Genomic DNA, 25,224 nt, shown 5'->3' with positions numbered 1-25,224 from the left:
TCAGATCACTCCGTCCTCGGCGAGCTTGCCCACCTCTTCAGGCGTCAGCCCGACCAGGCGCGAATAGACGAAAGTGTTGTGCTCCCCGGGGCCGGGCGCCTTGGCGCAGGCATTGCCGGGAGTTCCCGAAAGCTTGATCGGCAGGCCGAACATGCGCACAAGCTTGCCGGCGACAGGGACCTTCACGATCATGTCGCGCGCCGTGATGTGAGGATCCTCCACCACCTCGGCGATCGTCTTGATCGCGCTGAGCGGGATGCGGTCGCCCGCCAGTTCCTCCAACTCGGCCTTGCTGTACTTGCTGAACCAGCCTTCCAGCAGCGGCTTGACCCGCCGCTCGGCGACCTCCCGGTCGAAACGCTTCTCCATCGTGTCGATTTCGGGATCGTCGGCGAATTCGGGAGCGCCGAAGAGTTCGCAGGTGATCCGCCAGAACTTGTCGGTATAGCCCCCGAAGAAGACGTAGCCGTCCTTGCAGGGGAACTGCCCGTAGGGGCGTACGAATGGATGGTCGTTGCCGAGCGGCGAGGCCACGTCGCCCTCGGTCGTGTAGCGCACGACCGCATTCTCGGTCAGCGTCAGCACGGAATCCTGCTGCGAAACGTCGACGACCTGGCCTTCGCCGCCACGCTCGGCCTCGCGCAGGGCCGCCAGCGTGCCGATCGCGGCGTAGAGCGAGGCAGCGAGGTCGCCGATGATGGTGCCGACGCGCACCGGAGGACGGTCGGCATAACCGTTCATCGACCACAGGCCGCCCGCCGCCTGGCCGGTGTTGTCGAAGGCCGGACGTGAGGCGTTCGGACCCGTGCGGCCGAAGCCGCTGATCGCCGTGTAGATCAGGCGCGGGTTCTCTTTCTTGAGCACCTCGTAGCCGAGACCCAGGCGGTCCATGGTCCCCGGCCTGAAATTCTCGACCAGCACGTCGGCCCTGCGCACGAGCTTGCGCAGCAGCGCCTTGCCTTCCGCCGACTTCATGTTGAGGGTGATGCCGAGCTTGTTCCGGTTGTACTGCGCGAAGAACGCGCTGAACTCCCTGTCGTCGGCCGACACGAATGGCGGAAAGGTGCGCGCGTAGTCGGGATCGTCGGGATGCTCGACCTTGATGACGGTTGCACCAAGGTCGGCCAGCAGCATGGAGCAGAATGGGCCAGCCACGACCCGCGTTATGTCGAGCACGGTGACGCCCTTCAGGGGACCGGATCCGGTGACCCCGGCTCCGGCGGCTGCAAATTCTTCCGACATTTCTTCCTCCCTGGGGCTGGATTGTTTGCGATGGCGGTGGCGCCAGCAATGTCGCCTTGCCACACCGACTGATCGCATTCGCGTGGATTCGTCACATAGCCGGCTTGAAACCGCGGCTCGCTACCACGGCCTGCGATACTTTCGAGCCGGTGGGCCGGCCGAGTTCGGCGGCGATGAAGAGGCCCGCTTCGATCGCGAGTTCCAGGTCCACGCCGGTCCTCACGCCAATGCCGTCGAGCATGAAGACGAGGTCCTCGGTCGAGACGTTCCCGGATGCGCCGGGCGCGTAGGGGCAGCCGCCCAGCCCAGCAGCGGCGCTATCCACCACGCACACACCTTCCTCGATGCAGGCAAGGATGTTGGCCAGCGCCTGGCCGCGCGTGTCATGGAAATGGACGGCCAAGGTATTGACGCCGATCTCCCGCGACACTGCGCGGACGACATCGCGCGCCTGCCGCGGCGTGCCGATGCCGATGGTGTCGCCCAGCGAGATTTCGTAGCAGCCGAGTTCCGCAAGCCTCTTCGAGACCGAGACGACCGCTCCCGTTTCGACATTGCCTTCATAGGGGCAGCCGAGGACGCAGGACACATAGCCGCGGACCGCGACAGCGTTCGCCCTGGCGACCTCCAGCACGGGGCGAAAGCGCTCGATGCTCTCCGCGATCGAACAGTTGATGTTCTTCCGGGAAAACGTTTCCGACGCGGAAGCGAAGATGGCGATCTCGTCGACCCCCGCGCCCAGGGCGGCTTCCATGCCCTGCAGATTGGGAACCAGGACGGGATAGCGGATGGCCCCGTCGCGCGGCAGGGCGGCGAGAACCTGCGCGGTGTCGGCCATTTGCGGAATGCGCTTCGCCGAGACGAAGCTGCCCGCCTCGATCGTCTTGATCCCGGCCGCGGCCAGGCGCTTGATGAAATCGACCTTCACGACCGCAGACACGGCAACGCTCTCGTTCTGCAGGCCGTCGCGCGGTCCGACCTCCACGATGCGAACGATGTCAGGCATGTCTCGACTCCGATTGGTTCGAGTGCACATTAGGTCGCGCGCATGCTCAAGCTTAATATGCTTCTCGCACATAGATTGACGCAGTTTATGTTGACTATGGACATTCCTATTGGACCGGAGGGTGCTATAGCTCCGCAACGGAGCTCGCGCATCATCGAAGAATGACGGGCCACGAGTGGAGGAGCGAATGTCCAGCCTCGTCGCTGCGGTGCCGGTCGGCCCGCCCTCGCAGGAGAGCTTCGAACCGGCATATTGTTACCAGCGCCTGCTGCAGCTTCTCGACGATAACGCGCCGTTGTCGAGCTTCGAGCAGCTCGCGGCCGAAGCACGTGCGGCCGGCGACCTGCCGGAAACGATGAAAGTGGCTTTTGCCACCGCGATGCGACTGCGCGACAACGCCGACCACAAGCACAAGCGCGAAGTCGAGCTTTCCGCGCTCTACGAGACCGCGCGGGACCTTTCTGCCCTGCGCGACACGGATCAGGTCCTCCAGGCGATCGTCCAGCGCGCCAAGCAGCTCGTCGGCAGCGACATCGCCTATCTGTCGGCGGCCGACGAAGAGCGCGGCGATTTCTATGTGCGGGCCACCGAGGGCGTCGTCTCCCAGGATTTCGCGAGGATCCGCGTGCCCCGGAACATCGGGGTGTGCGGCAGCGTCGCCAGGACGCGGCGCCCCTTCTATTCGAGCAACTATTCGGCGGACCGCAACTTCGACCACGACGTCAGCATCGACCGGGCCACCAGCGGCGAGGGAATCGTCTCGATCCTCGGCATTCCGCTCGAGCTCGAGGCGCAGGTCATCGGCGTACTCTTCGTCGGCGATCGCTACGTCCGCTCCTATACGCCGCAAGAGATGGCCGTCCTCTCCTCGCTCGGTACCTTCGCGGCGCTGGCGATCGAGAATGCGCGCCTCCTGGAGGAGGCGCAAAGGGCGTTGCGCATGGCGAAGGAAGCCAACGCCGCGCTGAAGGCCAAGGCCGACGATATCGAGGAAGCCGCGATCGCACATGAGCAGCTGACCGAACTGATCGCGCGCGGCGGCACGCTGGAAGACATCGCAAAACGTGTCTCCAACCTGCTGAAAGGCAAGGCAGGCGTGATCGACGAGACCCGGGAACTGCTCGCAGGGACCATTCCGGATCACCTCGCCGACGAGCAGGTCGCGAGGGCGGTGCGCGAAAGCGACCGGCTCGGCCGCTCGGTGCAGTTGGCCGGGCCAGCCGACGACGGCATGACCGTGGTCGCGGCTGCGATGGGCGGCTCGGCCCGCCTTGGCGCGCTCGTCTTCACGCGCAGTCGTCCCCTGTCGGCATCAGAAACGCGCACGCTCGAACGCAGCGCCATCGTCACCGGCATCGTGCTCCTCTCGCTGGAGAGAATCGCGCAGACGGCTTCGCGCGACGTCGCGGAGATCGTCTCCGCGCTGCTTCGCGGCATCGCCGATCCGTTCGCGCCCGAGGCTGCCCGACGGCTGCCTCCGGGCATCTCCCTGACCTGGCCTGTCACCACGATCCTCGTCGAACTCAACAAGGTCACGGCCGCACAGGCTTCGTCTGCATTGCGCTCGGCCCTGGCCGGCCGCGATTCGATATCCGCGGAATTCAATGGCGACCTTGCCGTCATCACCAACGCTTCCAATCCCGAGCAGTTGGCCAAGCGGATGTCCGAGCGGCTGGAGGAGGCCTTCGGGCAGAAGCTCAGCATCGTGATATCGAGCCCGATCGCCGCAATCGACAAGTTCCCGGCCGAGTACGAGGCTCTGCGCCGAAGCCTGGCCCTCCTGCACGGCCTCAAACAACAGGGACGGGTCGCGTTCGAAAAGAGCTTGTCGATCTATGCGCTCCTGTTTCAGAACAAGGGCGACGACGCGATCGACCTGTTCCTGCGCTCCTCGATCGGTTCCCTCGTAGAACATGACGAAAAGCGCAAGAGCCAGCTCGCCGTCACGCTGCTTGCCTATCTGGATGCCGGGCGAAGCGTGCAGAAAGCCGCCGAGATGTTGGGTATTCACGTCAACACGATGCGTCAGCGCCTCGACACGATCTCCCAGATCAACCCGGACTGGGCCGATCCTTCCAGAACGTTGGAAGTCCATATTGCCCTGCGCCTTCATACCTTGGAGCGGCTACCTAGTTTCGCGCGTTGCCTGTGACGAAGTCACAAGGAAGCATGGCCCAAATGTGAGCCCTGCACATTGTTCTCGGAGCGCAGACCCACTTAGGTCTTCATGAAATGCACCGTGGGAGACTCGTTTCATGTCCGTCAACAGCCGCATTCCGGGGTTCTACAAGCTCTCGCCGCCGGAGCGCTTCAAGGCAATCGTCGAGCGCACCGGCTTGCCCGAAGGCGAACTCGCGAGCCTCGTTACAGCGGACGGGAAAATGCTTGATATCGCCGACCGTATGATCGAGAACGTCGTCGGGACCTTGTCGGTACCACTCGGCGTCGCGGCCAATTTCACCGTCAACGGGCGCGATTACCTGATCCCTATGGCAACGGAAGAACCATCCGTCGTTGCGGCGGCAAGCAATATGGCGTCAGTCGCTCGGATCCATGGAGGGTTCCGCACGTCAAGCGATCAGCCGATCATGATTTCGCAGATTCAGGTGGTCGGCGCGAAGGATCCCCACGCCGCCCGTCTCAGGCTCTACGAGCGGCGGCAGGATCTGATCGATCTCGCCAACGAGCAGGATCCGCTGTTGGTGAAGCTCGGGGGCGGTGCGAAGGACATCGAGGTGCGCATCGTCGAAGCCGCCGGCAAGACCTATGTGGTTTTGCACCTGATCGTCGATGTTCGCGACGCCATGGGGGCAAACGCGGTGAACACCATGGCGGAGGCGCTGGCTCCACTCGTGTCCGAGATCGCCAGCGCTCGTGTCCGATTGCGCATCCTCTCCAACAAGGCAGATTTGCGGCTCGCCCGGGTCCGGGCGACTTACGACTGCCAGGCCCTTGGCGGTCCGGACGTCGTCGACGGCATCATCGATGCCTATGCATTTGCCGCCGCCGACCCCTACCGCGCCGCGACCCACAACAAGGGGATCATGAACGGCATAACCGCAGTCGTTCTCGCGACCGGCAACGATACCCGCGCCGTGGAAGCAGGCGCACATTCGCACGCTGCTGCGGGCGGTCGCTACACCTCCCTCTCGCACTACGAGAAGGATCACGCCGGCAATCTCGTCGGCACGTTGGAACTGCCAATGGCGGTAGGACTCGTCGGGGGTGCCACCAAGACGCATCCGGTTGCCCAGGCCGCCGTCAGGCTCCTTGGCGTCAAGGGCGCCCAGGAGCTTGCCGAGATCATCGTTGCCGTCGGGCTTGCTCAGAACACTGGAGCGCTTCGCGCCCTGGCCGCCGAAGGAATACAGAAGGGCCACATGTCGCTTCACGCCCGCAATATCGCCGTCGCAGCCGGGGCTGAAGGTTCCGAAATCGACACTATAGTGTCGCGTCTCAGGGTCGAAGGACATGTCAGGCTCGACAAGGCACAAGCGATACTTGGAGAGCTAAGACAATCCGGCCGTTGATCTACCGAGATCCCTGACACGCGTGCTGGTTACCGGGACGAAGACCGTAAGCCAGGTCGCCGCGCGACTGTTTCTGTCGCGACATTCCGGACCTCCTGTCGTATCGCGGGAGGATGAAGTTGCGCCAATCGCACGCAGACTCGGGGGACTGATCGCGCCGCCCACTGGCGTGGCCAGTGGGTTCCTGTGCGCCGGCGTCAGTCGCCCGGATCCGGGATCTTCATCGGATGGCCGCAGGCCTTGCAATAGACCGCGTCCGGGTCATGGCGCTGCAGTGCGCATTGGGGACAGGGAAAGAACACCTTCTCCGGTCGGAATATTGACTGCGCCAGCCTGACAAACAGGGAAATCCCGACGATCATCGTTACGATTGCCGTGAGCTTTCCGGCAATGCCAGGTAGAACGATGTCGCCGAAGCCTGTGGTTGTGACGGTCGCCACCGTGAAGTAGAGCGCGTCGACATACTCCGCTACCCCGGCGCCGGTGCGGAAAAAGAATGTGTAGACAAAGCCTGTGGCGATGAACAGGAACGTCAGCAGATTGACCATCGCATGAATCGGCGCGCGCCAATTGGCGATCCCCCATGATTCCAGCGGCTGCCACAAGAAGCCGCTGCGCGACAGCGACCAGAGCCTGAGAATGCGCAGAAAGCCCAAGTTTGCGAACGTCGTCGGCAAGAGAAGTGTCGTGAGGATGAATATATCGACCCATACGGTGGGCTGTCGCAGGCGCCTGGGAATGTCGCTTGAGGCGAAGATCCTGGCCGAAATGTCCAAAGCCAGCAGCGCAGCGACGGAATAGTCGATCCAGAGGAAGGCTGAGAGTTTCTGCAGGACAGGCGTCGCTATGAAGAACGCAATGATTGCCAGATCGACGAGCACCACCGCCGCCTGGAAAGCACGCGCCCCGGGGCTGTGCCCAAAGTAGAGGATCCTCATTCGGTCGCGAAACGCAGACGGCTTGCTGGGTTCGATATGTTCCTGTCGCGTCACGATGTCACCATCCTCGCCGCATGCCGGTCCGCCTCAACCGCATCGACGCTAGCGCCGATTTCAACCGGCCTATCTTACAGCCATGTTCCAGAGACAGGGTTTCTTTGTGCTGGCCGCTCACAAGCGGCAGTCTCGCCGATGGACGCTCCCTCCAATGTCAAACTGCTGCTGCCTGCCCGGCAAGGCCCGGGGTCCCGCTGATGCCAGACAAGCAAGGACGCCGGCTTGGCGCCGCGAGTCGGACTTGTCAGGCGGTTTGCTATGCCCCTCCCGAATGAGGAATATGGGCATAGCTACGATCGCCCGAGGACGTTTACTGGAGCAGGCCTTTCACGACGCCGCTGGCCCTGGAGAAATCCATCTGCCCGGCATATTTCTCCTTGAGCGCGTTCATGCAGCGGCCCATGTCGCGCAGACCTTCCGCGCCGACTTCGGCGATGACCTGCTGGCACGCCTGCTTCACCTCGGCATCCCCGAGTTGCTTGGGCATGAAGTCGCGGATGATCGCGATCTCGCCCCGCTCCTCGGCCGCGAGTTCGGCCCTGCCACCGTCCTCGAAGGCCTTGGCAGACTCCTCCCTCTGCTTCACCATCTTGGACAGGATCTGCATGATCTCTTCGTCCGTGACGGGGTCCTTCCCGGCGCCGCGATGGAGGATGTCGCGGTCCTGGATGGCCGCCCGGATCAGGCGTAGCGTCGATATCCGCCGCTTGTCCTGCGTCTTCAATGCGTCTTTGAGCGCCGCGTCGATGGTCTCGCGCATGGCATTTCTCCTTTGGCAGGTGCAGACAATAACGTTCGGACGGGCATGACGCAAACCTTGGAACGACGCATAAATTCCTGTTTTCAATAGGAAAAATAATTCGTCGCGCCGGCCTGCCCGGTCATTGACCGGATACGCCCGTTCGCCTATTGTCCGCGCCTTGCATGGACTGATCGAGTTGTGCACGGGGGTTTGCGGGAATCGCCGAGCCCCGTGCGTTTCGCTGCGCGATATGGCCCCGAACCGGCCCATTTTCAAGCCGCAGCCTTTATGACGGAGTATGACGATGGCCGCGATGACCGCCCCCTGGGCTCCTGAGGTGCCGACCGCGCTTCTGGTGCTTGCCGATGGAACGGTCGTCGAAGGGCGAGGCCTGGGCGCAACCGGCAGCGCGGTCGCCGAGGTCTGTTTCAACACAGCCCTCACCGGATACCAGGAGATCCTCACCGACCCATCCTATGCCGGGCAGATCGTCACCTTCACATTCCCGCATATCGGCAATATCGGGACGAATGACGAGGATATAGAGGATCTGAGCCCGGCGGCTCGTGCGGGCGCGGTCGGCGCGATATTCAAGGCCGACGTGACCAGCCCCTCGAACTACCGCGCCGCCGGTGACCTCGACCAATGGCTGAAGCGCCGCGGCATCGTCGCGATCAGCGGCATCGATACGCGCGCCCTCACCGCGCTGATCCGCGAAAAGGGCGCTCCGAACGCCGTCATCGCCCATGCGCCGGACGGCAAGTTCGATATCGAGGGCCTGAAGGAGCAGGCGAAAGCGTGGTCCGGCCTGGTCGGCCTCGATCTCGCCAGGGAGGTCACATCAGGCCAATCGTCGGTCTGGACCGAGAGTCCCTGGGTCTGGGATGAAGGTTACGGCACCCAGCAGGAGCCGTCGACGCATGTCGTCGCGGTGGACTACGGGGTGAAGCGCAACATCCTGCGCCTGCTCGCCGGCCTCGGCGCCAAGGTCACGATCGTCCCGGCCAACACCGGCGCCGACGAGATCCTCGCGATGAAGCCCGATGGCGTCTTCCTGTCGAACGGCCCCGGCGATCCGGCCGCCACCGGCGAATATGCCGTGCCGGTGATCCAGGACCTTCTCAAGACCGACATCCCCGTCTTCGGCATCTGTCTCGGCCACCAGATGCTGGCGCTGGCTGTGGGCGGCAAGACCGAGAAGATGCATCAGGGCCATCACGGCGCCAACCATCCGGTCAAGGACCACACGACCGGCAAGGTCGAGATCGTGTCGATGAACCATGGTTTCGCGGTCGATTCCAAATCGCTGCCCGAGAACGTGGAGGAAACCCACGTGTCGCTGTTCGACGGATCGAATTGCGGCATCGCACTGAAGGGGCGGCCCGTCTTTTCGGTCCAGCACCATCCGGAGGCCTCGCCCGGCCCGCAGGATTCGCACTATCTCTTCCGCCGCTTCATGAATCTCATCCGCGAACGCAAAGGCGAGCCCGCTCTCGCGGAGCGCTGAACAAGGCACCCATTCTCAAAGAAGAAGGGCCAGCTTCCGAGGAGGAGGCCGGCCCTTATGCTTTTCTTGAGCTATGCGCTGACGGTCAGATGTCGTTGTTGAACGTGTCGCAATCCGAGAGCTTGCCGCTCTTCAGGCCGCGAGCGAACCAGGTCTGACGCTGCTGCGACGTACCGTGGTTGAAGCTCTCCGGCACGACGTAGCCCTGCATTCTCTTCTGCAGCGTGTCGTCCCCGATCTGCTTCGCGGCGTTCAGCGCCTCTTCGATATCACCCTGTTCGAGAAGGCCCTTCTGCGCAGTATAGTGTCCCCAGACGCCGGCGAAGCAGTCGGCCTGGAGTTCGACCCGCATCGACATCTGGTTGGCCTCGACCTCGCTCATGCGCTGCCGCATCTGGTTGAACTTCGGCAGGACGCCGATGAGGTTCTGGACATGATGGCCGACCTCATGCGCGATCACATAGGCCTCCGCGAAATCGCCCGATGCGCCGAACTGACGGGAGAGTTGGTCGAAGAAAGAGGTGTCGAGATAGACCTTGCGATCGCCGGGGCAATAGAACGGACCCGATGCCGCCGACGCGTAGCCGCACGCCGACGCGATCGAGCCGGAGAAAAGCACCAGCTTGGGCTCCTCATACGTCGCGCCTTCGGCCTTGAAGATACCATTCCAGACGTCCTCGGTCTCGGCCAGCACCGTCGAAACGAACTGCGTCATCTCGTCGGAAGCCGGCTGGCCGCTGTCCTGCGCGATCTGGCCTCCGCCGCCGGGAACGCCGCCATCTTCAGTCAGAATCTGACGAGGGTCGATGCCGCATTGATACAAAACGAAAATCACCACGGCGAAGACGATGATCGCCGACAGCCCGCCGCCGCCAGCTCGCCCACCGACCGGAATCCGGAACTGGCCCGGACCGCCGCGACCCCGGCCGAACCCGCCCGGCCTGCCGCCGCCCCGGCCGCGGGCATCTTCGATATTGTCACTCTGACGGCGACCTCTCCAGAGCATTGCGAGCCTCTCCCGATGCCAATCCGCCCGACCATCCCATGCACCGACCTGAAAGTCGAAATCGATTTTCAGAAAAGCACGATGCGCCGATCAAAGATCTGGGGCGCGAGTGATACTGACAATTATCTGAACGGCTGACCCAAGTCACAAGGTTTTTGCCGGAAGGCGTAGCACCCCGATCGATCCCGCCGGACGTTCCAACAAGATGGCTGCGGCACTCAAAGCCATGCGTTGCGCGCCGGGCATCCTCCGCCCGGCCCCCGGAATTCGGCTGTCAGCCCTTCTGCTTCGGTCTGCCATCTTTGGGGTCGGCACTGCGCGCACGCTCCTCGACGCGCTTTGGCCCTTTTGCAAGCGGGCTACCCTTGGCCGTCTCGATCTTGCGTTCCTCGGCAGCCACACTCTTCTTCAGGCCGCGAGCCGATTCGCGGCCCTTGTCGCCTTGTCCGATAACCATCTTGTCTCTCCCAGAGCCCGCGGGTGGCGCGGGCTTTGGTCAACGCATCGGAAAGCCTGGCGTTCCGGGACCAGGTGACTTCAGCGATACGCGTGGGCATCCTTCATGTTCGGCAGGAAGATCGTGAGCAGGCCGATCAGCGGCAGGAACGAGCAGATCTTGTAGACGAACTCGATGCCCCTGACGTCGGCCACGATGCCGAGCAGGGCCGCGCCCAGCCCGCCCATGCCGAAGGCGAAGCCGAAGAAGATGCCCGCCACCATGCCCACCCGGCCCGGCACCAGTTCTTGGGCGAAGACGACGATCGCAGGGAAGGCGGAGGCCAGGATCAGACCGATGATCGCCGACAACATGCCCGTCCAGAACAGGTCGACGTAAGGCAGCGCCAGGGTGAAGGGCAGCACGCCCAGGATCGAGAACCAGATCACGGTCTTGGCGCCGAAGCGATCACCGATCGGCCCGCCGAGGATGGTACCGACGGCGGCCGCACCCAGCAGGATGAACAGCAAGATCTGCGACTGCTGGACCGTAACGCCGAATTTCTCGATGACATAGAAGGTATAATAGCTGGACAGGCTCGCCATGTAGACATTCTTTGAAAAAGTCAGCAGCGCGAGAACGGCCAGCGCGACGACGACCTTCGGCTTCGCGAAGGGCAAGGCCTTGCTGACCGCCGGCCGCGAGGCCGAGGCGACACGATAGCGGGCGTACCAGCCGCTCACCTGCCACAGGACGACCATGCCCAGCAGCGCCACCAGCGAGAACCAGGACACGCTCGCCTGGCCGCGCGGCACCACGATGAAGGCTGCGAGCAACGGTCCGATCGCCGTGCCCACATTGCCGCCCACCTGGAACAGCGACTGCGCCAGACCATAGCGGCCGCCCGACGCCAATCTGGCGACACGCGAGGATTCCGGGTGGAACACGGCCGAGCCCAGGCCGACGAGCCCCGCACCCGCGAGCAGCAGCAGATAATTGCCGGCGAAGGCGAGCAGCACCAGCCCGACCAGCGTCGACCCCATGCCGACCGGCAGCGAATAGGGCATCGGCCGCTTGTCGGTATAGATGCCGATGACGGGCTGCAGCAGCGATGCCGTGCCCTGGAAGGTTAGCGTGAGAACGCCGATCTGCCAGAAGTCCAGCCCGTAGCCGTCCTTGAGCATGGGATAGAGCGCGGCCAGCAGCGACTGCATCAGATCGTTGAGGAAATGGCAGAAGCTTACCGCCAGGATGATGGCGTAGACCGTGTTGTCCTTGTGGACGCGGATCGATGCGGCGGTGGTGTCGGTCAAGGCGGTCTCCGGGAAGCTCGGCCACGATTGGGCCGGCGCCTCCTATACGCCGCTTGATGTCGACCTGCCTTCGTGGTTTGGTCCAACAGCTTCGCGAGTGGGCCAAACTCCCATGCAAAAGACCGATTTCAGGAACGTATCGGATCCGGAACTGGGTCTGCTCCATGCCCAACGGCTCGCCTGGCTGGAGAAGGTCGAGGGCGCCGTCGTGGCTCTCCCTGGCGAGTATCCTGATGGATATCGCGTGCCGGAGCACCGCCACAGCCGTGCCCAGCTTCTGCATGCGCGCACCGGCGTGGTGAAGATCACCACCGCGGAGGGCCGCTGGATGGTGCCGCCCGACCACGCGATGTGGATCCCGTCAGGCATCGACCATTCGGTGGAGATGCTGGGGGCGGTGGACATGCACTCGGTCTATGTGATCCCCGGCGCCATCGCCGGTCTGCCGGACCGGCTGCGTGTCGTCGGCCTGACCGACCTCGCCGCGAGCCTGATCCTCGAGGCTATGGCATTGCCGCAGGAGGCGCGCCAGTCAGGCCGTGCCGCCCTGGTCATGGGCCTGCTGCTCCATGAGATCCCCAATCTGCCGCAGCGCCCCCTCGGTCTCCCCTTCCCTGCCGAACCGCGGCTCGCCGCGCTCTGCCGCCGCTTCATCGAGCACCCCTCGCCGCATGCCACGATCGACGGGTGGGCTGCTTCCATCGGCGTGAGCCGGCGCAGCTTCACCCGCCTGTTCCTGCGCGAGACCGGTTTGAGCCTCTCGACCTGGCGGCAGCAGGCCTGCCTATTTGCCGCACTGCCCCGACTCGCCGAGGGCGAGCCCGTGACCAGCGTGGCGATCGACCTCGGCTATGACAGCGTGCCCGCCTTCACGACCATGTTCCGAAGGATGCTCGGCAAGGCGCCGCGCGACTATTTCAAAAGCGCCAGGCAGTAGGCGATCGACTTCACCCGCCGATCCGCCGCGCCACCAGCCTCGATATGGGCGGCCCGAAGATCAGCACGAACAGGAAGCGCGCCATCTGCAGCGCCATGATGAAGGAAATGTTCACGGTGTCGGACGCCGCCGCGATGATGGCGACCGAATCCATACCGCCCGGGCTGGTCGCCAGATAGGCGGTCAGCGGGTCGATATCGAGCAGCAGCACGAGCAGCCACGCCAACCCGCCGCAAAAGACCATAAGCGCCAGGATCGACAGTACGATCTGCGGCAGGGCACGGGTCGCGTGGCGCAATATGGCGCGATTGAAATTGAGCCCGATCGACCAGCCGACCAGCGCGTAGCTGATCGCCAGCAGCCATTCCGGCAGTTGCATTGTGATGCCGGCCCCGAGGTGCACCGTCGCACCAAGCATCATGGTACCCAGGAAATAAGGAGAAGGAAGCCTGAGCAGATAGCCGAGACTGCCGCCCGCCACTGCCACCAGGATCGTCGCGGCGAATGCCGGACCGTCGATATCAGGAAACCAGATAAGAGCCGGCGCGTCGACATCTGACGTGTCGACGAACATGCGCGCGATCAGGGCGGCCGCCACCGAGACGAAGATCACCCTCAGATACTGCATGAAGGCGACGAGGCGCGCGTCGGCGCCGAAAGCATCCGCCATAAGCACCATGGCGGTGGCGGCACCCGGCGCCGATCCCCAGACGGCGGTCGTGCCCGGCAGGACCTTCCAGCGGCTGATCAGGTAGCCGAGGAAGCTCGACGCGCAGACGGTCGCGATCACCGCAAGGAGGAAGAGGGGCCAGTCGTCGAGGAAGGCCGACAGGATCTCCGGCTCGATCGAAGCGGCGACGAGGCAGCCCACGATCGCCTGGGCGGCGCCGAAGGCGGGCTGCGGCACGCGCATCCGAGCCCCGTTGGTACCGCAGACGATGGCCGCCATCATGGGACCGACCAGCAAGGCTGCCGGCAGGCGCGCCCCTTCGAGCAGGCCGGCGAACAGTACGGACAAGGCGATCAGCAACGCCCACTGCAACGAAGGCCGCAGCCGTGCGAGCGGTTCGGGGACTGGCGGCTGGGTGGGAGAATGCATCGGGCGTTCCTGCGGAGCCTTCCCGGTTTAGTCGCTCCACGCCGCATTTTGAACCCCGCCAGCATCGTCAAGGCGTGGGCCACGCCTACGGCATCAACTGGCCGCCATTCACCTCGATGATCTGTCCCGTGATGTAGCCGCTCAATGCGGCGGAGGAGAGGAACAGATAGGCGCCGACGCAATCTTCGGCGGAGCCGGCCCTGCCCTGCGGGATCGTGGCGACCATCGCCCTCATCTGCTCGTCGGAGGAATAGCGTTCGTGGAACGGCGTGGCGATCACGCCGGGCGCGACCGCATTGACGCGGATGCCATGGCCGACCAACTCCTTGGCAAGCCCGCGGGTGACGTTCGAGACGAAGGCCTTGGCCGAGCCGTAGAGCCCTGCCCCTCCTCCCGCGCCGTTGCGGGCCGCGATCGAGGACGTATTGATGATGAAGCCGCCGTTCCGCTTCAGCCACGGCAAGGCGACACGGCAGGCGGTGATCACCGACCGAGCATTGAGGTTCATCACCGCATCATACTGGGTATCGGTCATGTCCGCGTACGCCACGCGACCCAGCATGCCGCCGGCATTGTTGACGAGCCCGTCGAGCCGGCCGAAATGCACCGCGCACTCCTCGACCACGCGCTCGACGTCAGCCGAGACCGAAAAGTCGCCTTGGGTGAGAAACACCTCGCCGCCGTCACTGCGGATCGCCCCGGCCAGTTCCTCGGCCGGGGCCTTGCTCGCATTGTAGTGCAGGCCAACGCGGCAGCCCTGACGGGCATAGGCGCGCACAAGGGCCGCGCCGATCCCGGTCGAGGCTCCCGTGACGAGAACGGCCTTTCCCGCGAGATCGGGGATCGCAAGCATTCCTTCCGGCATCTGTCTCTCCCGTGGCCTGACATCGGAAATTACTTCGTAGCGCATCTCTCGCCCGTGCAGAAATGTCCGAGCCCGGCAGGCGACCAGACCGGGAGCGTCATTTTCGGCCGCCTCCCCTTCGGCCCGTGGCCGACCGCGATATTCCGCTTGAAAAAGCCGGGCTTCTGAACGATGATGCAAATCGTTTGCATTTGCAGTAGAAGCCCGGGAAGGAAGCTATGACCGATACGACGGCATGGTTGCAGGGTCAGTTGAGCCGTCGCGCCGTCCTGGCCGGCGGGGTTGTCGCGGCGGGCGGCGCGACATTGGGGGCCGCAAGCGGCCAGGCCGACCATTCGCAGCACGCGACCGACGCAGGCACTCCCGCCCCGAACGCCCATTCCGGCGCCCATGGCGCCATGGTCACCGTCGGGGAGGTCGACAGTGCGGGCAACGGCTTTGATCCGACTGATATGCTCACCGACTGGGATACCGGCACGGTCTCGACACTGCCCGATGGCCGCAGGCTGCGAAGCTGGGAGATCACGGCGGAGGACAAGGAGATCGAGATCGCGCCCGGCGTGATGTTTCCCGCCTGGACCTATAACGGCCGCGTTCCGGGTCCCGCCTTCCGCGCGACCGAAGGTGACCGGCTGCGCTTCACCTTCAGGAACTACGGCTCGCACCCGCATTCCATGCATTTCCATGGCATCCACGCCGCGCGCATGGACGGCGTCCCCGGTGCCGGGCTGATCGGCCCCGGGGAAGAGTTCGTATACGAATTCGATGCTCGCCCCTTCGGCTGTCATCTCTATCACTGCCACGCGCTGCCGCTGAAGCGGCACCTGCACAAGGGCATGTACGGCGCCTTTGTGGTCGACCCCGATCCGGCCCTTCACCCCGAACACGCCGATATCGCCCGCTCGCGCCTGCTGGGCAGCCCGGAGAACCGCGAGTGGCAGGAGCTGGTGATGGTGATGAATGCCTTCGACACGAATTTCGACGGCGAGAACGAATTCTATGCGGCAAACACCATCGCGCACTGCTTCATGAAAGCGCCGATCAGGATTGCGCGAAGCAGGCCGGTCCGCATCTATCTCGTCAACGTCGTCGAGTTCGACCCGATAAACTCCTTTCATCTCCACGGAAACTTCTTCGACTATTTCGATCAGGGCACGACATTGACGCCGACGCTGAGGACGGTCGACCTGATAACGCAATGCCAGGCGCAGCGCGGCATCCTCGAATTCACCTACCGCGATCACGAACCGGGCCTCTATATGTTCCACCCGCACCAGTCGGAGTTCACCGAGCTCGGCTGGGTCGGCATGTTCGACGTGACGGAGGACATGGCATGAGCGGGGCTTCGCAGGCCGGCGACCAGTCGGGTGCAGTGCGGCCCGCCCGCGGGGCGCTCTTATGGGCGGTTCTGCCGCTCGCCGTGCTTGCTTCAGCGATCGTCTGGCTGGTGACGGCCAATCCGCTGGCAATCTCGCGCGACGGTTTGCCGCCCGTCGAGAAACTGACCTTCGAGCGCGTCGTGCTCGACGCCGGCGGCCTTCGCCTTCTGGTCCGCGCCGGCGGCTCGGAGCCGATGACCATCGCCCAGGTCCAGGTCGACGACGCCTATTGGCAGTTCGAACAGGAACCGCCGGGACCGATCGCGCGCGGCACTACCGCCTGGGTCAAATTGCCGTTCCCCTGGGTGCAGGGCGACGCCCATGTCGTCAAGGTCGTGACGAACACCGGGACGACCTTCGAACACGAGATTCCTGTAGCGGTGGCCACGCCGACCGCTGACGGCACAAGCCTTGTCTCGCAAGCACTGCTCGGCGCCTTCGTCGGCATCCTGCCGGTCGCGATCGGCCTGATGTTCTATCCGGCTTTGCGCGGGGTCGGTCGCGACGGGATGAATTTTCTTCTCGCATTGACCGTCGGTCTGCTCGCCTTTCTGTTCGTCGATGCCTTTGAGGATGCGCTGGAGCTTGCCGGCGAGGCAGCGGCGATCTTCCAGGGCCCGACCATGGTCGTGCTCGCCGCGACCGGCAGTTTCCTCCTGCTCATGGCGATCGGCCGCAGGCACGGCGCGCCCACGGGGATGGCGCTCGCCACCTACATCGCCATCGGTATCGGGCTCCACAATTTCGGCGAAGGGCTGGCGATCGGCGCTGCCTTCGCCGCGGGCATGGCCGGCCTCGGGACGTTCCTGGTACTTGGCTTCACCCTGCACAACATCACCGAGGGCATAGGCATCGCCGTACCGCTCCTGAAGAAGCGCCCACCCCTTACGGCCTTCGCTGCCCTGACTATGATCGCCGGCGGTCCGGCGGTCCTCGGCGTGTGGATGGGCAGCCTTGCCTTTGCGCCGCAATGGTCCGCCCTTGCGCTGGCCATCGGTACCGGCGCGATCCTCCAGGTCATCGTCGAAGTGACGGCGCTGCTGCGCCGCGGCAGCGACACGGCGGGCATCCTGGTCTCGCCCGCCGTGCTGGCCGGCCTCACGGCCGGCGTCGGCTTCATGTATCTCACGGCGATGCTGGTGAAGATCTGAGGCCCGTCGGTTAGGCCGCCTTCTCCCTGGCCTTTCGGGGCAGGTGCGCGACCACGTTTTCGATCATCCGCATGCCGGCATTCTGGCCGAGCGTCATGATCGATTCGGGATGGAACTGCACCGCCGCGACCGGATCCTTGCGATGCTCGAAGGCCATGATGACGCCGTCTTCCGTCTCCGCCGTCACCAGAAATTCGTCAGGCAGCCGCACGGGATCGGCGAAGATCGAGTGATAGCGCCCGACCGTCACCTCCTTCGGCAGGCCCGAGAAGATCACGCCCGGCTTGGACACGCGGATCCGCGACGGCTTGCCGTGCATGGGGATATGGAGCTGCCTGAGCTCGCCGCCATAGGCCTCTGCCAGCGCCTGCAGGCCGAGGCAGACGCCAAAGATCGGCAGCTCGCGGTCGCGCGCCTTCTTGATCGTGGCGGCGCAATCGAAATCCTTGGGCGTGCCCGGCCCAGGCGAAAGCACCACGAGGTCGGGCCGCAGCCTGTCGAACAGTTCCTCGGCAACCGGCGTGCGCACGGTCGACACCGTCGCGCCCGTCTGCCGGAAATAGTTCGCCAACGTGTGCACGAAGGAATCCTCGTGATCGACGAGCAGGATGTTGACCCCTTCGCCGACGCGGGCCGTCGAGCGTTCGGCGCCGGCAGAATTGCCGGCGCGGGCATCGCGGATGGCGGAAAGCATGGCTGATGCCTTCAATTCGGTCTCTGCCTCTTCTTCCTGCGGATCGGAATCAAAGAGCAGCGTCGCGCCGGCGCGGACCTCCGCGATGCCGTCCTTGATGCGTATGGTCCTGAGCGTCAATCCGGTGTTGAGGTCGCCGTTGAAATGGACCATGCCGATGGCCCCTCCATACCAGGCGCGGGGGCTCTTCTCGTTCTGCTCTATGAAGCGCATGGCCCACAGTTTGGGCGCCCCGGTCACGGTGACGGCCCAGGCATGCGACAGGAAAGCGTCGAACGCGTCCATGCCTTCGCGCAGCCGGCCCTCTATGTGGTCGACCGTGTGGATGAGGCGCGAATACATCTCGATCTGGCGTCGGCCGATGACGCGCACCGTGCCCGGCTCGCAGACCCTCGACTTGTCGTTGCGGTCGACATCCGAGCACATCGTCAGCTCGGACTCGTCCTTCTTGGAGTTCAGGAGCTTGAGGATCTGCTCCGAATCCGAGATCGCATCGTCGCCGCGCTTGATCGTGCCGGAGATCGGACAGGTCTCGACACGGCGCCCATTGACCCGCACGAACATCTCAGGCGACGCGCCGATAAGATATTCGCCTTCGCCGAGATTGATGAAGAAGGAATAGGGCGACGGGTTGATCGCCTTCAGGCGGCGCGAGATCTCCGAGGGCGGCGTCTCGCAGCGCTCGTAGAACATCTGCCCCGGCACCACTTCGAACAGGTCGCCGCGGCGGAAACTCTCCTTCGCCCGCTCGACCAGCTTCGCATATTCGCCGGGCTCATGGTCGCCGCGCGGCGGGATGCGGTCCGACGCCCGGAACGGCTCCTCGCTGCGTTCGCGCGGCAGGCCCTCGGTCGAGAAGCCCTGCCCGGCATAGTCGTACCGGTCGGTCCAGGCCTTGGCTGAGTAGTGGTCGACGACCAGGATCTCGTCGGGGAGGAACAGGACCAGGTCGCGCTGGCTTTCCTTGCGCTCGAGCACGCGCTCGACCGGATCGAACTGGAATGCGAGATCGTAGCCGAAGGCGCCGTAGAGGCCGAGATTGTTGTCGTTCTCTGTGTGGAAAAGCCCGGTGACAGCTCGCAGCACGGTGAAGACCGAGGGCACGCGGCTGCGCTCCTCCTCGGTGAAGACCCGCCCCGGCTCGGCGAGCTCGAGCCGCAGCAGGCGCGCCGAACTCTCCTCGATGGTCACCTCGGCGAGCGGCTTCAGCGCAGCGACGATCGGCGCCAGCAGGGCCTCGCCGCGCGCGTTGAGCGCCTCGAGCCGCATCGACCGGCCTTTGGCGGATATGGCGAGCGGCGGATCGATGATGGCCGTGTCCCAACGCGTATAGCGGCCCGGAAACTCATAGTTGGAGGAGAAGACCGCCCCGCGCCGGCTGTTCAGCCCGTCGAGATAAGCCTCGATCGCGCCGTGGTAAGGGACCTCGTGACGCTGCCTCGTGATCTCTATGCCTCCCGACGTCACGAAACGTTCGGCGCCGTCTTCCAGGATTTCGACCGTCATTCCCGTCTCCCTGTCTCGCCGCGGGCGGTCCGGAGGCATCGTGCAAAACAAAAAGGCCGCCCGGACTTCTCCTGCGGCCATCTGCAACTTTCGCGCACGCGCGTTCGAGGGGCCGCTGTCAGCTGGCCCGCCACCACTTGTTGATGTTCGAAAGCGCGATCATGGCTGGAATGCATAGCGACGAATGAGCGGCCACGCAACTGGATTCGCAGCACCAGCCCCGAGGGGCGACAATACCGGAACTCGCCTGGCATGACCGGCGGGTTGCCCTTGGATGCCCCGCCTGGCCGCAGCCTCCGTTCCTGCGCAGGCAGGTCGCAGGCCGGTCTTCAGGCTCCGACCAAATTCCCATAGTGCCGCCTGATGGCACTGCGCGCCCGGGCAACGGCATGAGCCTGCCGTTTTGCCGCCAGGCTCGCCTATTGGAGCGGCTTCAGTTCCCCGGCGATGGTCGGCAGCAGCTCCGCGACATTCGGATGGATATGGACCGCCCGCCGCAAGGTCTCATAGGGCGCCTTGGCGTACATCAGGTCGAGCACGCAATGCACCGCTTCGTCGCCCCCCGGTCCGAGCACGGTACAGCCGAGGATCTCCTGGCTGTCCGCATCGACGACGATCCGCATGAAGCCCTGCGTCTCGCCCTTCTCCACGGCCCGTCCGACGCGGGTCATGGGCCTCTCCCCGACCAGCACCCGCCGGCCTGATTTGCGTGCCTCGGCCACCGTCATCCCGGCCCGGCCAAGCGGCGGGTCGACATAAAGCGCATAGGCCGTGATGCGGTCGCTCACCTTGCGCGCATCGCCGTCGAGCAGGTTGGCGGACACGATCTCGAAATCATTGTAGGAGGTGTGGGTGAAGGCGCCCTTGCCGTTGCAGTCGCCCATTGCCCAGATGCCCGGCACATTGGTCCGCAACTGGTCGTCGACCAGGACAAATCCCCTGCCGTCGGTCTTCACGCCCGCCTTGTCGAGGCCGAGGTCGTCCGTGTTGGGCTGCCGGCCGAGTGCCAGCAACACATGCGACCCCACAACCGGCGCCACGCCCTGCCGGAACGAGACGGCCGTCCCGTCGTCCCTTCTTTCGAAGCCTATCCCATCAGCACCGACATGGACGGCGATCCCCTCCTTCACCAATATGCCCTTGATTGCCTCGGAGACATCTTCATCCTCCCGGGTAACCAGCCGCGCTCCTTTCTCGATCACTGTCACGGCGCTGCCGAAACGGCGGAACATCTGCGCGAACTCCAGCGCGACATAGCTGCCGCCGACCACGACCAGATGGCGCGGCAGGACGTCCAGATCCATCATCGATGAGTTGGTGAGATAGTCGATCCCGCCCACACCCGGCAGGTCCGGTACCGACGCACGTCCGCCGACATTGAGGAAGATCTTGTCGGCCGACAGCAATTCGTCGCCGACGCGGACCTCGCGGCCGCTCTCGAACCGGGCATGACCCCGGTAAAGGGTACAGTTCGTCATGCCCGCGATCCAGCCTTCGAGACCCGTGCGCGCGTCGTTCGACACCTTGTCCTTGCGTGCCTTGACGGCCTTCATGTCGATGCCGACGCCGCCCGCCAGCACGACCCCGTAATCCGAGGCGCGTCGAGCGAGATGAGCGGCATAAGCGCTCGCCACCATCGCCTTGGTCGGCATGCAGCCCGTGTTGACGCAGGTGCCCCCGACCAGCTTGCGCTCGATCAGCGCGACGCGCATGCCGGCATCGTTCAGCCGGCCAGCGAGCGAAGGGCCAGCCTGACCGGCACCGATGATGATGGCGTCATAAGCTGCGGCTTTCATATCACTGCCCTGACGATGAGGAGCGCCGCGGCGATCGCCACCACGTCCTCGATGAGCGCGGCCGGCAGGTCCTTGCCGAAGGCGGCGGCGAGCCGGCGCCTGACCTCCGCGCCGCCATAGGTGCCGATCACTGCACCAACGATGCCGGCGATGAGCGCGCCGATCGTCAAGCCCGCAGCGGCCCCGATCACGGCACCGCTCAGCGCGCCGGCGGCGATACGGGCACCGAATTGTTGCGGCACCTTGCGGCTCGGCGTCGACGGCAATTGGTCGGTGATCAGTTCGGCGATGGCCGCGACCGAAAGTATGGCCACCGCGATCCAATGGCCCATGAACGCGGCCCAGGTGCCGGCCACCGGCAGCCATCCGAGATAGGCGCCCCAACTCACCGCGGCGGGTGCGGTCATGGCCCGGAGACCGGCGACAATACCTATGAGAAGTGCAATCAGATAAAGCGACATGTCCGTCCCCTCGGGCACCGCGATGCGCGGGCCACCGGAAAGGATCGTCCTTCATCGCGGGCGGCAGTGCAAGGGCAACTCACGCTTGTCACAGGCCCTTCATGCCCCGCAGCTACCCAGCCGGGCGCAATCGCCAACCGGATGGAATCATGGCTTACGAGACGAACGACGCCTTCGCCGAGAACTTCACCGAGATCGGCAAGGACGCGCCGCCGCGCTATCTCGGCATCCGCTTCGACGCGACCGGCACGTTCCTGCCGACGCCGGGCAACACGGTCGTGAGCCACGTGGTTCCGGGCTCGCGCACCGAAGCGGCGCTGGCCCGCGTCCGCCAGGGCCTGATGGACCTGCCCTATGGCGACCGTTTCGCCTATACGCCCGTCTCCAGCCACCACATGACCGTCTTCCAGGGCATCATCGAGGGCCGGCGCAAGCCGGACTACTGGCCCGAGGGCGTCGCGCTGGACGCAGCCGTGGAGCAGACGACATCCCTGTTCCTCGACCGCCTGTCGAGCTTTCGGCGAGGGGACCCGTTCCACATGAAGGTCGTCTCGGTCACCCCGCTCGGCCTCGTCCTGGAGGGCGCAACCGAGCGCGACGAAGTGACGGTGCGCGCGCTCCGCGACGATCTGGTCGGGCCATTCGGCTATCGCCATCCTGACCACGACAGCTACACCTTCCACATCACCATGGCCTATCCCAAGGCCTGGCTGCCGGCCGGCGCCGAAGCGGCCTATCTGCCGGCGCTCGCCGCGCTCAAGGACAGCCTTGCCCAGGAGATCGACATGGTGGAGCTCGGCGCTCCCGCCTTCTGCGAGTTCACCGACATGACCGAGTTCCGTCCGCTGAAATTCCTTTCCTGAGCTTGGGGCCAAGTGCAACGGCGGCCTCTCTTTCCACGGAAGAGGCCAAGATGCCCAGAGATTGGAATTTTCTTCCGGGCTTCTGGATTTCACGAGATAAAGTTTTTCATCCGGACAGCATTGCGGTCGCGGCCCGCCTTGTTCACATCGGGCGCGGGACTAGATTCCGGGCAGTCGGGCCGCTCGGCCCGAATCCCGCGAAGAGATTCTGCGAAAGACGGAAAAGATACGATGAACTGGTTCAAATCGCTGCTGGCCGCCGCCGCCATCCAGGCGCTCGCCATCCTGCCCGGCCACGCCGGCTCAAACCTCGACGAGATCAAGTCGGCCGGCGTGCTGCGGATCGGCACCGAAGGTACCTATGCGCCCTTCACCTACCACGACCAGAGCGGGGCACTGGTCGGCTTCGACGTCGAGATCGGCCGCGAGGTCGCCAAGCGGCTGGGGGTCAAGGCCGAATTCCTGGAGGGCAAATGGGACGGCCTGATCGCCGGCCTCGACGCCAACCGCTACGACACGGTCATCAACCAGGTCGGCATCACCGAGGCGCGCAAGCAGAAGTACGACTTCTCCGAACCCTATATCGCATCGAAGGCCGTGCTGATCGTGCGCGGCGACAATGACGCGATCAAGGATTTCGCCGATCTGAAGGGCAAGAAGTCGGCCCAGTCGCTGTCCAGCAACTTCGGCAAGATCGCCGAGGCCTCGGGCGCCGAGCTCGTCGGCACCGATGGCTTCGACCAGTCGATACAGCTTGTGCTCAACGGCCGCGCCGACGCCACGATCAACGACAGCCTGTCCTTTTACGACTTCAAGAAGCAGAAGCCTGACGCCGATGTGAAGATCGCCGCCCAGCAGGAGAATGCCGACTATTCCGGCATCATCATCCGTAAGGGCGAGCCCGAGTTGCTGGCCGCGATCAACGAAGCGCTCAAGGCCATCAAGGACGACGGCACCTACCAGAAGATCGCCGACAAATATTTCGGCCAGGACGTCTCGAAGTAAGAAACCTCCGCATTCTCAAACCGAAGTTGCGCGCCGTTTTCATTCCTGCCGGGGTTCCGGCAGGAATGAAGCGGTGCAAACTGCTGTTCCGACAAGCGACGCGGCGTTGCGGTGAGCCGGCCACCGGCTTAGCGTCGCCAACCAGACGAATTCGACCGACCGGAGGGGGTGTCCGTGCCGCACTGGCTGCAACTGATGCTGGATTCGCTCGGCCCGCTGTTGTGGGCAGGGTTGCGTTTCACCGTGCCGCTGACCCTGCTTTCCTTCGCGTTCGGGCTGACCGTCGGGCTGGCGGTGGCGCTCATCCGCCTCTTCGGCCCCGCGCCGCTTGCGGCCGCCATGCGCTTTTATGTGTGGATCATCCGCGGCACTCCGCTGCTCGTCCAGCTCTTCCTGATCTTCTACGGCCTTCCCAGCGCCGGCATCGTGCTCGACGCCTTCCCGGCGGCGTTGATCGGCTTCACCCTGAACATCGGAGCCTATTCGTCCGAGATCATCCGGGCGGCGATCTCATCCGTCGTCAGGGGGCAATGGGAAGCCTCCTATTCGATCGGCATGTCCTGGAGCCAGACGATGTGGCGGACAATCCTGCCGCAGGCGGCGCGCGTGGCGGTGCCGCCCCTCTCCAACACCTTCATCTCGCTGGTCAAGGACACCTCGCTTGCCGCTGCCATCACCGTGCCGGAGCTGTTCCAGGCCGCCCAGCGCATCGTCGCCACCACCTATGAGCCGCTGATCCTCTATGTCGAGGCGGCACTGATCTACCTCGCCTTGAGCTCGGTGCTGTCTGCTCTGCAGTCGCGGCTCGAAGAACGGCTCGGGCGCTATGGCGGCTTCATGGAGGCGCGCGCATGATCGGCCTCACCCGCCTCGAGAAGCGCTTCGGCGATCATGTCGTCCTCAACGACATCACGCTGGAGATGGCCGAAGGCAGCGTGACCGCGCTGATCGGCCCCTCCGGCGGCGGCAAGAGCACCTTGCTGCGCTGCATCAACCTGCTTGAGATTCCGACCACTGGCCAGGTGCGGATCGGCGACGACGCCCTCGATTTCCACCCGGGGCAACGGGTCGGCTGGGCGTCCATCCAGCGGCTTCGCCGCCAGACCGGCATGGTGTTCCAGAGCTTCCAGCTCTTCCCGCACCGTACCGCCCTCGGCAACGTCATGGAAAGCCTCGTCACAGTGCTGCGCTGGCCGCAGGAGCGGGCGCGCCAGCGGGCCATGGAACTGCTCGACAAGGTCGGACTGGCGCACAAGGCCGACGCCTGGCCGGCAACCCTTTCCGGCGGCCAGCAACAGCGCGTCGCCATTGCCCGGGCGCTGGCGCCCTCCCCACGCGTCCTGCTCTGCGACGAGCCGACCTCGGCGCTCGATCCGGAGCTCTCGGGAGAAGTCGTGGACGTTCTCGCCCGGCTGGCGCAGGAGGGCACCACAATGGTGATGGCCACCCACGACTTGAGGCTCGCCTCGCGCATCGCCCAGGAAGTCGTCTTTCTCGACGCCGGCACCGTGGTTGAAAAAGCCCCCGCCACCAGGATCTTCTCGACGCCGGAGCGGGAGCGCACCCGCCGTTTTATCGCCTCGCTGACGCACCGCGAAACGGAAAGCGGAAACGGCGCCTTGTAGATGAGGGCGAACACGGCGTGCTTGACATGTAGCCTCGTGTGAACCACCTTCAGGGCATGACGACGT

22 protein-coding genes are annotated in these 25,224 nt (G+C 64.6%); 10 read left to right on the top strand and 12 right to left on the bottom strand.

Features of this window, described 5'->3' with window-relative positions:
* Positions 1 to 1,242, bottom strand: coding sequence for a CaiB/BaiF CoA transferase family protein (locus tag JN302_RS16845; protein WP_202333795.1), 1,242 nt, complete (start codon positions 1,240 to 1,242; stop codon positions 1 to 3).
* A 91-nt stretch (positions 1,243 to 1,333) separates the two neighbouring features.
* The gene (locus tag JN302_RS16840; protein ID WP_202333793.1) at positions 1,334 to 2,248 is read right to left on the bottom strand and encodes a hydroxymethylglutaryl-CoA lyase; all 915 of its coding nucleotides are present in this window, start codon (positions 2,246 to 2,248) and stop codon (positions 1,334 to 1,336) included.
* Positions 2,249 to 2,435: 187 nt separating this feature from the next.
* Here JN302_RS16840 and JN302_RS16835 point away from each other — a divergent pair, with 187 nt between their 5' ends.
* The gene (locus JN302_RS16835) at positions 2,436 to 4,400 is read left to right on the top strand and encodes a helix-turn-helix domain-containing protein (RefSeq protein ID WP_202333791.1); all 1,965 of its coding nucleotides are present in this window, start codon (positions 2,436 to 2,438) and stop codon (positions 4,398 to 4,400) included.
* 103 nt (positions 4,401 to 4,503) lie between these two features.
* Positions 4,504 to 5,778: a hydroxymethylglutaryl-CoA reductase, degradative gene (locus tag JN302_RS16830; RefSeq protein WP_202333789.1), complete on the top strand. Its 1,275-nt coding sequence runs from the start codon at positions 4,504 to 4,506 to the stop codon at positions 5,776 to 5,778.
* A 197-nt stretch (positions 5,779 to 5,975) separates the two neighbouring features.
* Here the strand turns inward: JN302_RS16830 and JN302_RS16825 are convergent, their stop codons facing one another.
* Both JN302_RS16825 and JN302_RS16820 read right to left on the bottom strand, forming a co-directional pair.
* Positions 5,976 to 6,716 carry a potassium channel family protein gene (locus tag JN302_RS16825; RefSeq protein WP_202313563.1) on the bottom strand — a complete coding sequence of 247 codons (741 nt, stop codon included), beginning with the start codon at positions 6,714 to 6,716 and terminating at the stop codon, positions 5,976 to 5,978.
* A 367-nt stretch (positions 6,717 to 7,083) separates the two neighbouring features.
* Positions 7,084 to 7,533, bottom strand: coding sequence for a GatB/YqeY domain-containing protein (locus tag JN302_RS16820; protein WP_202313561.1), 450 nt, complete (start codon positions 7,531 to 7,533; stop codon positions 7,084 to 7,086).
* Positions 7,534 to 7,819: 286 nt separating this feature from the next.
* On the opposite strand from JN302_RS16820, the gene carA reads away from it, so the two are divergent.
* Positions 7,820 to 9,022: a glutamine-hydrolyzing carbamoyl-phosphate synthase small subunit gene (carA, locus tag JN302_RS16815; protein WP_202333787.1), complete on the top strand. Its 1,203-nt coding sequence runs from the start codon at positions 7,820 to 7,822 to the stop codon at positions 9,020 to 9,022.
* Positions 9,023 to 9,107: 85 nt separating this feature from the next.
* Here the strand turns inward: carA and ypfJ are convergent, their stop codons facing one another.
* From ypfJ to JN302_RS16800, 3 genes are all read right to left on the bottom strand, one after another.
* Positions 9,108 to 10,028 (bottom strand): KPN_02809 family neutral zinc metallopeptidase, encoded by a 921-nt coding sequence (ypfJ, locus tag JN302_RS16810; protein ID WP_202313557.1) that lies wholly within the window; start codon positions 10,026 to 10,028, stop codon positions 9,108 to 9,110.
* 274 nt (positions 10,029 to 10,302) lie between these two features.
* The gene (locus JN302_RS16805; protein WP_202333782.1) at positions 10,303 to 10,485 is read right to left on the bottom strand and encodes a hypothetical protein; all 183 of its coding nucleotides are present in this window, start codon (positions 10,483 to 10,485) and stop codon (positions 10,303 to 10,305) included.
* Positions 10,486 to 10,565: 80 nt separating this feature from the next.
* The gene (locus JN302_RS16800; RefSeq protein ID WP_202313555.1) at positions 10,566 to 11,777 is read right to left on the bottom strand and encodes an MFS transporter; all 1,212 of its coding nucleotides are present in this window, start codon (positions 11,775 to 11,777) and stop codon (positions 10,566 to 10,568) included.
* A gap of 112 nt (positions 11,778 to 11,889) precedes the next feature.
* Here JN302_RS16800 and JN302_RS16795 point away from each other — a divergent pair, with 112 nt between their 5' ends.
* Positions 11,890 to 12,714 (top strand): AraC family transcriptional regulator, encoded by an 825-nt coding sequence (locus tag JN302_RS16795; protein WP_202333781.1) that lies wholly within the window; start codon positions 11,890 to 11,892, stop codon positions 12,712 to 12,714.
* 10 nt (positions 12,715 to 12,724) lie between these two features.
* On the opposite strand, the gene JN302_RS16790 is transcribed toward JN302_RS16795, so the two are convergent.
* Positions 12,725 to 13,813, bottom strand: coding sequence for an AbrB family transcriptional regulator (locus JN302_RS16790; protein ID WP_202333780.1), 1,089 nt, complete (start codon positions 13,811 to 13,813; stop codon positions 12,725 to 12,727).
* A gap of 85 nt (positions 13,814 to 13,898) precedes the next feature.
* Positions 13,899 to 14,678, bottom strand: a complete 780-nt coding sequence (locus JN302_RS16785; RefSeq protein WP_202333779.1) for an SDR family NAD(P)-dependent oxidoreductase — start codon at positions 14,676 to 14,678, stop codon at positions 13,899 to 13,901.
* A gap of 218 nt (positions 14,679 to 14,896) precedes the next feature.
* On the opposite strand from JN302_RS16785, the gene JN302_RS16780 reads away from it, so the two are divergent.
* Positions 14,897 to 16,015: a multicopper oxidase domain-containing protein gene (locus tag JN302_RS16780; RefSeq protein ID WP_202333778.1), complete on the top strand. Its 1,119-nt coding sequence runs from the start codon at positions 14,897 to 14,899 to the stop codon at positions 16,013 to 16,015.
* On the top strand, positions 16,012 to 17,208 hold the full coding sequence (locus JN302_RS16775) for a ZIP family metal transporter (protein WP_202333773.1): 1,197 nt from the start codon (positions 16,012 to 16,014) through the stop codon (positions 17,206 to 17,208). The genes JN302_RS16780 and JN302_RS16775 overlap by 4 nt, the downstream gene beginning before the upstream one ends.
* Before the next feature lie 10 nt (positions 17,209 to 17,218).
* On the opposite strand, the gene JN302_RS16770 is transcribed toward JN302_RS16775, so the two are convergent.
* The 3 genes from JN302_RS16770 to JN302_RS16760 form a co-directional block, all read right to left on the bottom strand.
* Positions 17,219 to 19,408 (bottom strand): anthranilate synthase, encoded by a 2,190-nt coding sequence (locus JN302_RS16770; RefSeq protein ID WP_202333772.1) that lies wholly within the window; start codon positions 19,406 to 19,408, stop codon positions 17,219 to 17,221.
* 419 nt (positions 19,409 to 19,827) lie between these two features.
* A complete protein-coding gene (locus tag JN302_RS16765) occupies positions 19,828 to 21,204 on the bottom strand; it encodes an FAD-containing oxidoreductase (RefSeq protein WP_202333771.1) in 1,377 nt (458 codons plus the stop codon).
* Positions 21,201 to 21,665, bottom strand: coding sequence for a DUF4126 domain-containing protein (locus JN302_RS16760; RefSeq protein ID WP_202333770.1), 465 nt, complete (start codon positions 21,663 to 21,665; stop codon positions 21,201 to 21,203). The genes JN302_RS16765 and JN302_RS16760 overlap by 4 nt, the downstream gene beginning before the upstream one ends.
* 149 nt (positions 21,666 to 21,814) lie before the next feature.
* Between JN302_RS16760 and JN302_RS16755 the strand changes: the two genes are divergently transcribed.
* The 4 genes from JN302_RS16755 to JN302_RS16740 all read left to right on the top strand — a co-directional run bounded on the left by JN302_RS16755 (position 21,815) and on the right by JN302_RS16740 (position 25,158).
* A complete protein-coding gene (locus JN302_RS16755; RefSeq protein ID WP_202333769.1) occupies positions 21,815 to 22,528 on the top strand; it encodes a DUF1868 domain-containing protein in 714 nt (237 codons plus the stop codon).
* 231 nt (positions 22,529 to 22,759) lie between these two features.
* Positions 22,760 to 23,533 carry an amino acid ABC transporter substrate-binding protein gene (locus JN302_RS16750; RefSeq protein WP_202333768.1) on the top strand — a complete coding sequence of 258 codons (774 nt, stop codon included), beginning with the start codon at positions 22,760 to 22,762 and terminating at the stop codon, positions 23,531 to 23,533.
* A gap of 174 nt (positions 23,534 to 23,707) precedes the next feature.
* Positions 23,708 to 24,388: an amino acid ABC transporter permease gene (locus JN302_RS16745; protein WP_202333766.1), complete on the top strand. Its 681-nt coding sequence runs from the start codon at positions 23,708 to 23,710 to the stop codon at positions 24,386 to 24,388.
* Positions 24,385 to 25,158, top strand: coding sequence for an amino acid ABC transporter ATP-binding protein (locus JN302_RS16740; RefSeq protein ID WP_202313538.1), 774 nt, complete (start codon positions 24,385 to 24,387; stop codon positions 25,156 to 25,158). Before JN302_RS16745 ends, JN302_RS16740 begins: the two co-directional genes overlap by 4 nt.
* The last annotated feature ends 66 nt before the right edge of the window (positions 25,159 to 25,224 follow it).

The sequence above is a fragment of the Mesorhizobium sp. L-8-3 genome, from assembly GCF_016756615.1.
In the GTDB taxonomy this organism is placed as follows: domain Bacteria; phylum Pseudomonadota; class Alphaproteobacteria; order Rhizobiales; family Rhizobiaceae.
The sequence above is the reverse complement of the archived record's forward strand: the minus strand, read 5'-3'. Positions and strand labels throughout refer to the sequence as shown.

Coding starts and splice junctions, on each gene's coding strand:
- JN302_RS16845 (WP_202333795.1), bottom strand. CDS start 1,242: ATGTCGGAAGAATTTGCAGCCGCCGGAGCCGGGGTCACCGGATCCGGT.
- JN302_RS16840 (WP_202333793.1), bottom strand. CDS start 2,248: ATGCCTGACATCGTTCGCATCGTGGAGGTCGGACCGCGCGACGGCCTG.
- JN302_RS16835 (WP_202333791.1), top strand. CDS start 2,436: ATGTCCAGCCTCGTCGCTGCGGTGCCGGTCGGCCCGCCCTCGCAGGAG.
- JN302_RS16830 (WP_202333789.1), top strand. CDS start 4,504: ATGTCCGTCAACAGCCGCATTCCGGGGTTCTACAAGCTCTCGCCGCCG.
- JN302_RS16825 (WP_202313563.1), bottom strand. CDS start 6,716: ATGAGGATCCTCTACTTTGGGCACAGCCCCGGGGCGCGTGCTTTCCAG.
- JN302_RS16820 (WP_202313561.1), bottom strand. CDS start 7,533: ATGCGCGAGACCATCGACGCGGCGCTCAAAGACGCATTGAAGACGCAG.
- carA (WP_202333787.1), top strand. CDS start 7,820: ATGGCCGCGATGACCGCCCCCTGGGCTCCTGAGGTGCCGACCGCGCTT.
- ypfJ (WP_202313557.1), bottom strand. CDS start 10,028: ATGCTCTGGAGAGGTCGCCGTCAGAGTGACAATATCGAAGATGCCCGC.
- JN302_RS16805 (WP_202333782.1), bottom strand. CDS start 10,485: ATGGTTATCGGACAAGGCGACAAGGGCCGCGAATCGGCTCGCGGCCTG.
- JN302_RS16795 (WP_202333781.1), top strand. CDS start 11,890: ATGCAAAAGACCGATTTCAGGAACGTATCGGATCCGGAACTGGGTCTG.
- JN302_RS16790 (WP_202333780.1), bottom strand. CDS start 13,813: ATGCATTCTCCCACCCAGCCGCCAGTCCCCGAACCGCTCGCACGGCTG.
- JN302_RS16785 (WP_202333779.1), bottom strand. CDS start 14,678: ATGCCGGAAGGAATGCTTGCGATCCCCGATCTCGCGGGAAAGGCCGTT.
- JN302_RS16780 (WP_202333778.1), top strand. CDS start 14,897: ATGACCGATACGACGGCATGGTTGCAGGGTCAGTTGAGCCGTCGCGCC.
- JN302_RS16775 (WP_202333773.1), top strand. CDS start 16,012: ATGAGCGGGGCTTCGCAGGCCGGCGACCAGTCGGGTGCAGTGCGGCCC.
- JN302_RS16770 (WP_202333772.1), bottom strand. CDS start 19,408: ATGACGGTCGAAATCCTGGAAGACGGCGCCGAACGTTTCGTGACGTCG.
- JN302_RS16765 (WP_202333771.1), bottom strand. CDS start 21,204: ATGAAAGCCGCAGCTTATGACGCCATCATCATCGGTGCCGGTCAGGCT.
- JN302_RS16760 (WP_202333770.1), bottom strand. CDS start 21,665: ATGTCGCTTTATCTGATTGCACTTCTCATAGGTATTGTCGCCGGTCTC.
- JN302_RS16755 (WP_202333769.1), top strand. CDS start 21,815: ATGGCTTACGAGACGAACGACGCCTTCGCCGAGAACTTCACCGAGATC.
- JN302_RS16750 (WP_202333768.1), top strand. CDS start 22,760: ATGAACTGGTTCAAATCGCTGCTGGCCGCCGCCGCCATCCAGGCGCTC.
- JN302_RS16740 (WP_202313538.1), top strand. CDS start 24,385: ATGATCGGCCTCACCCGCCTCGAGAAGCGCTTCGGCGATCATGTCGTC.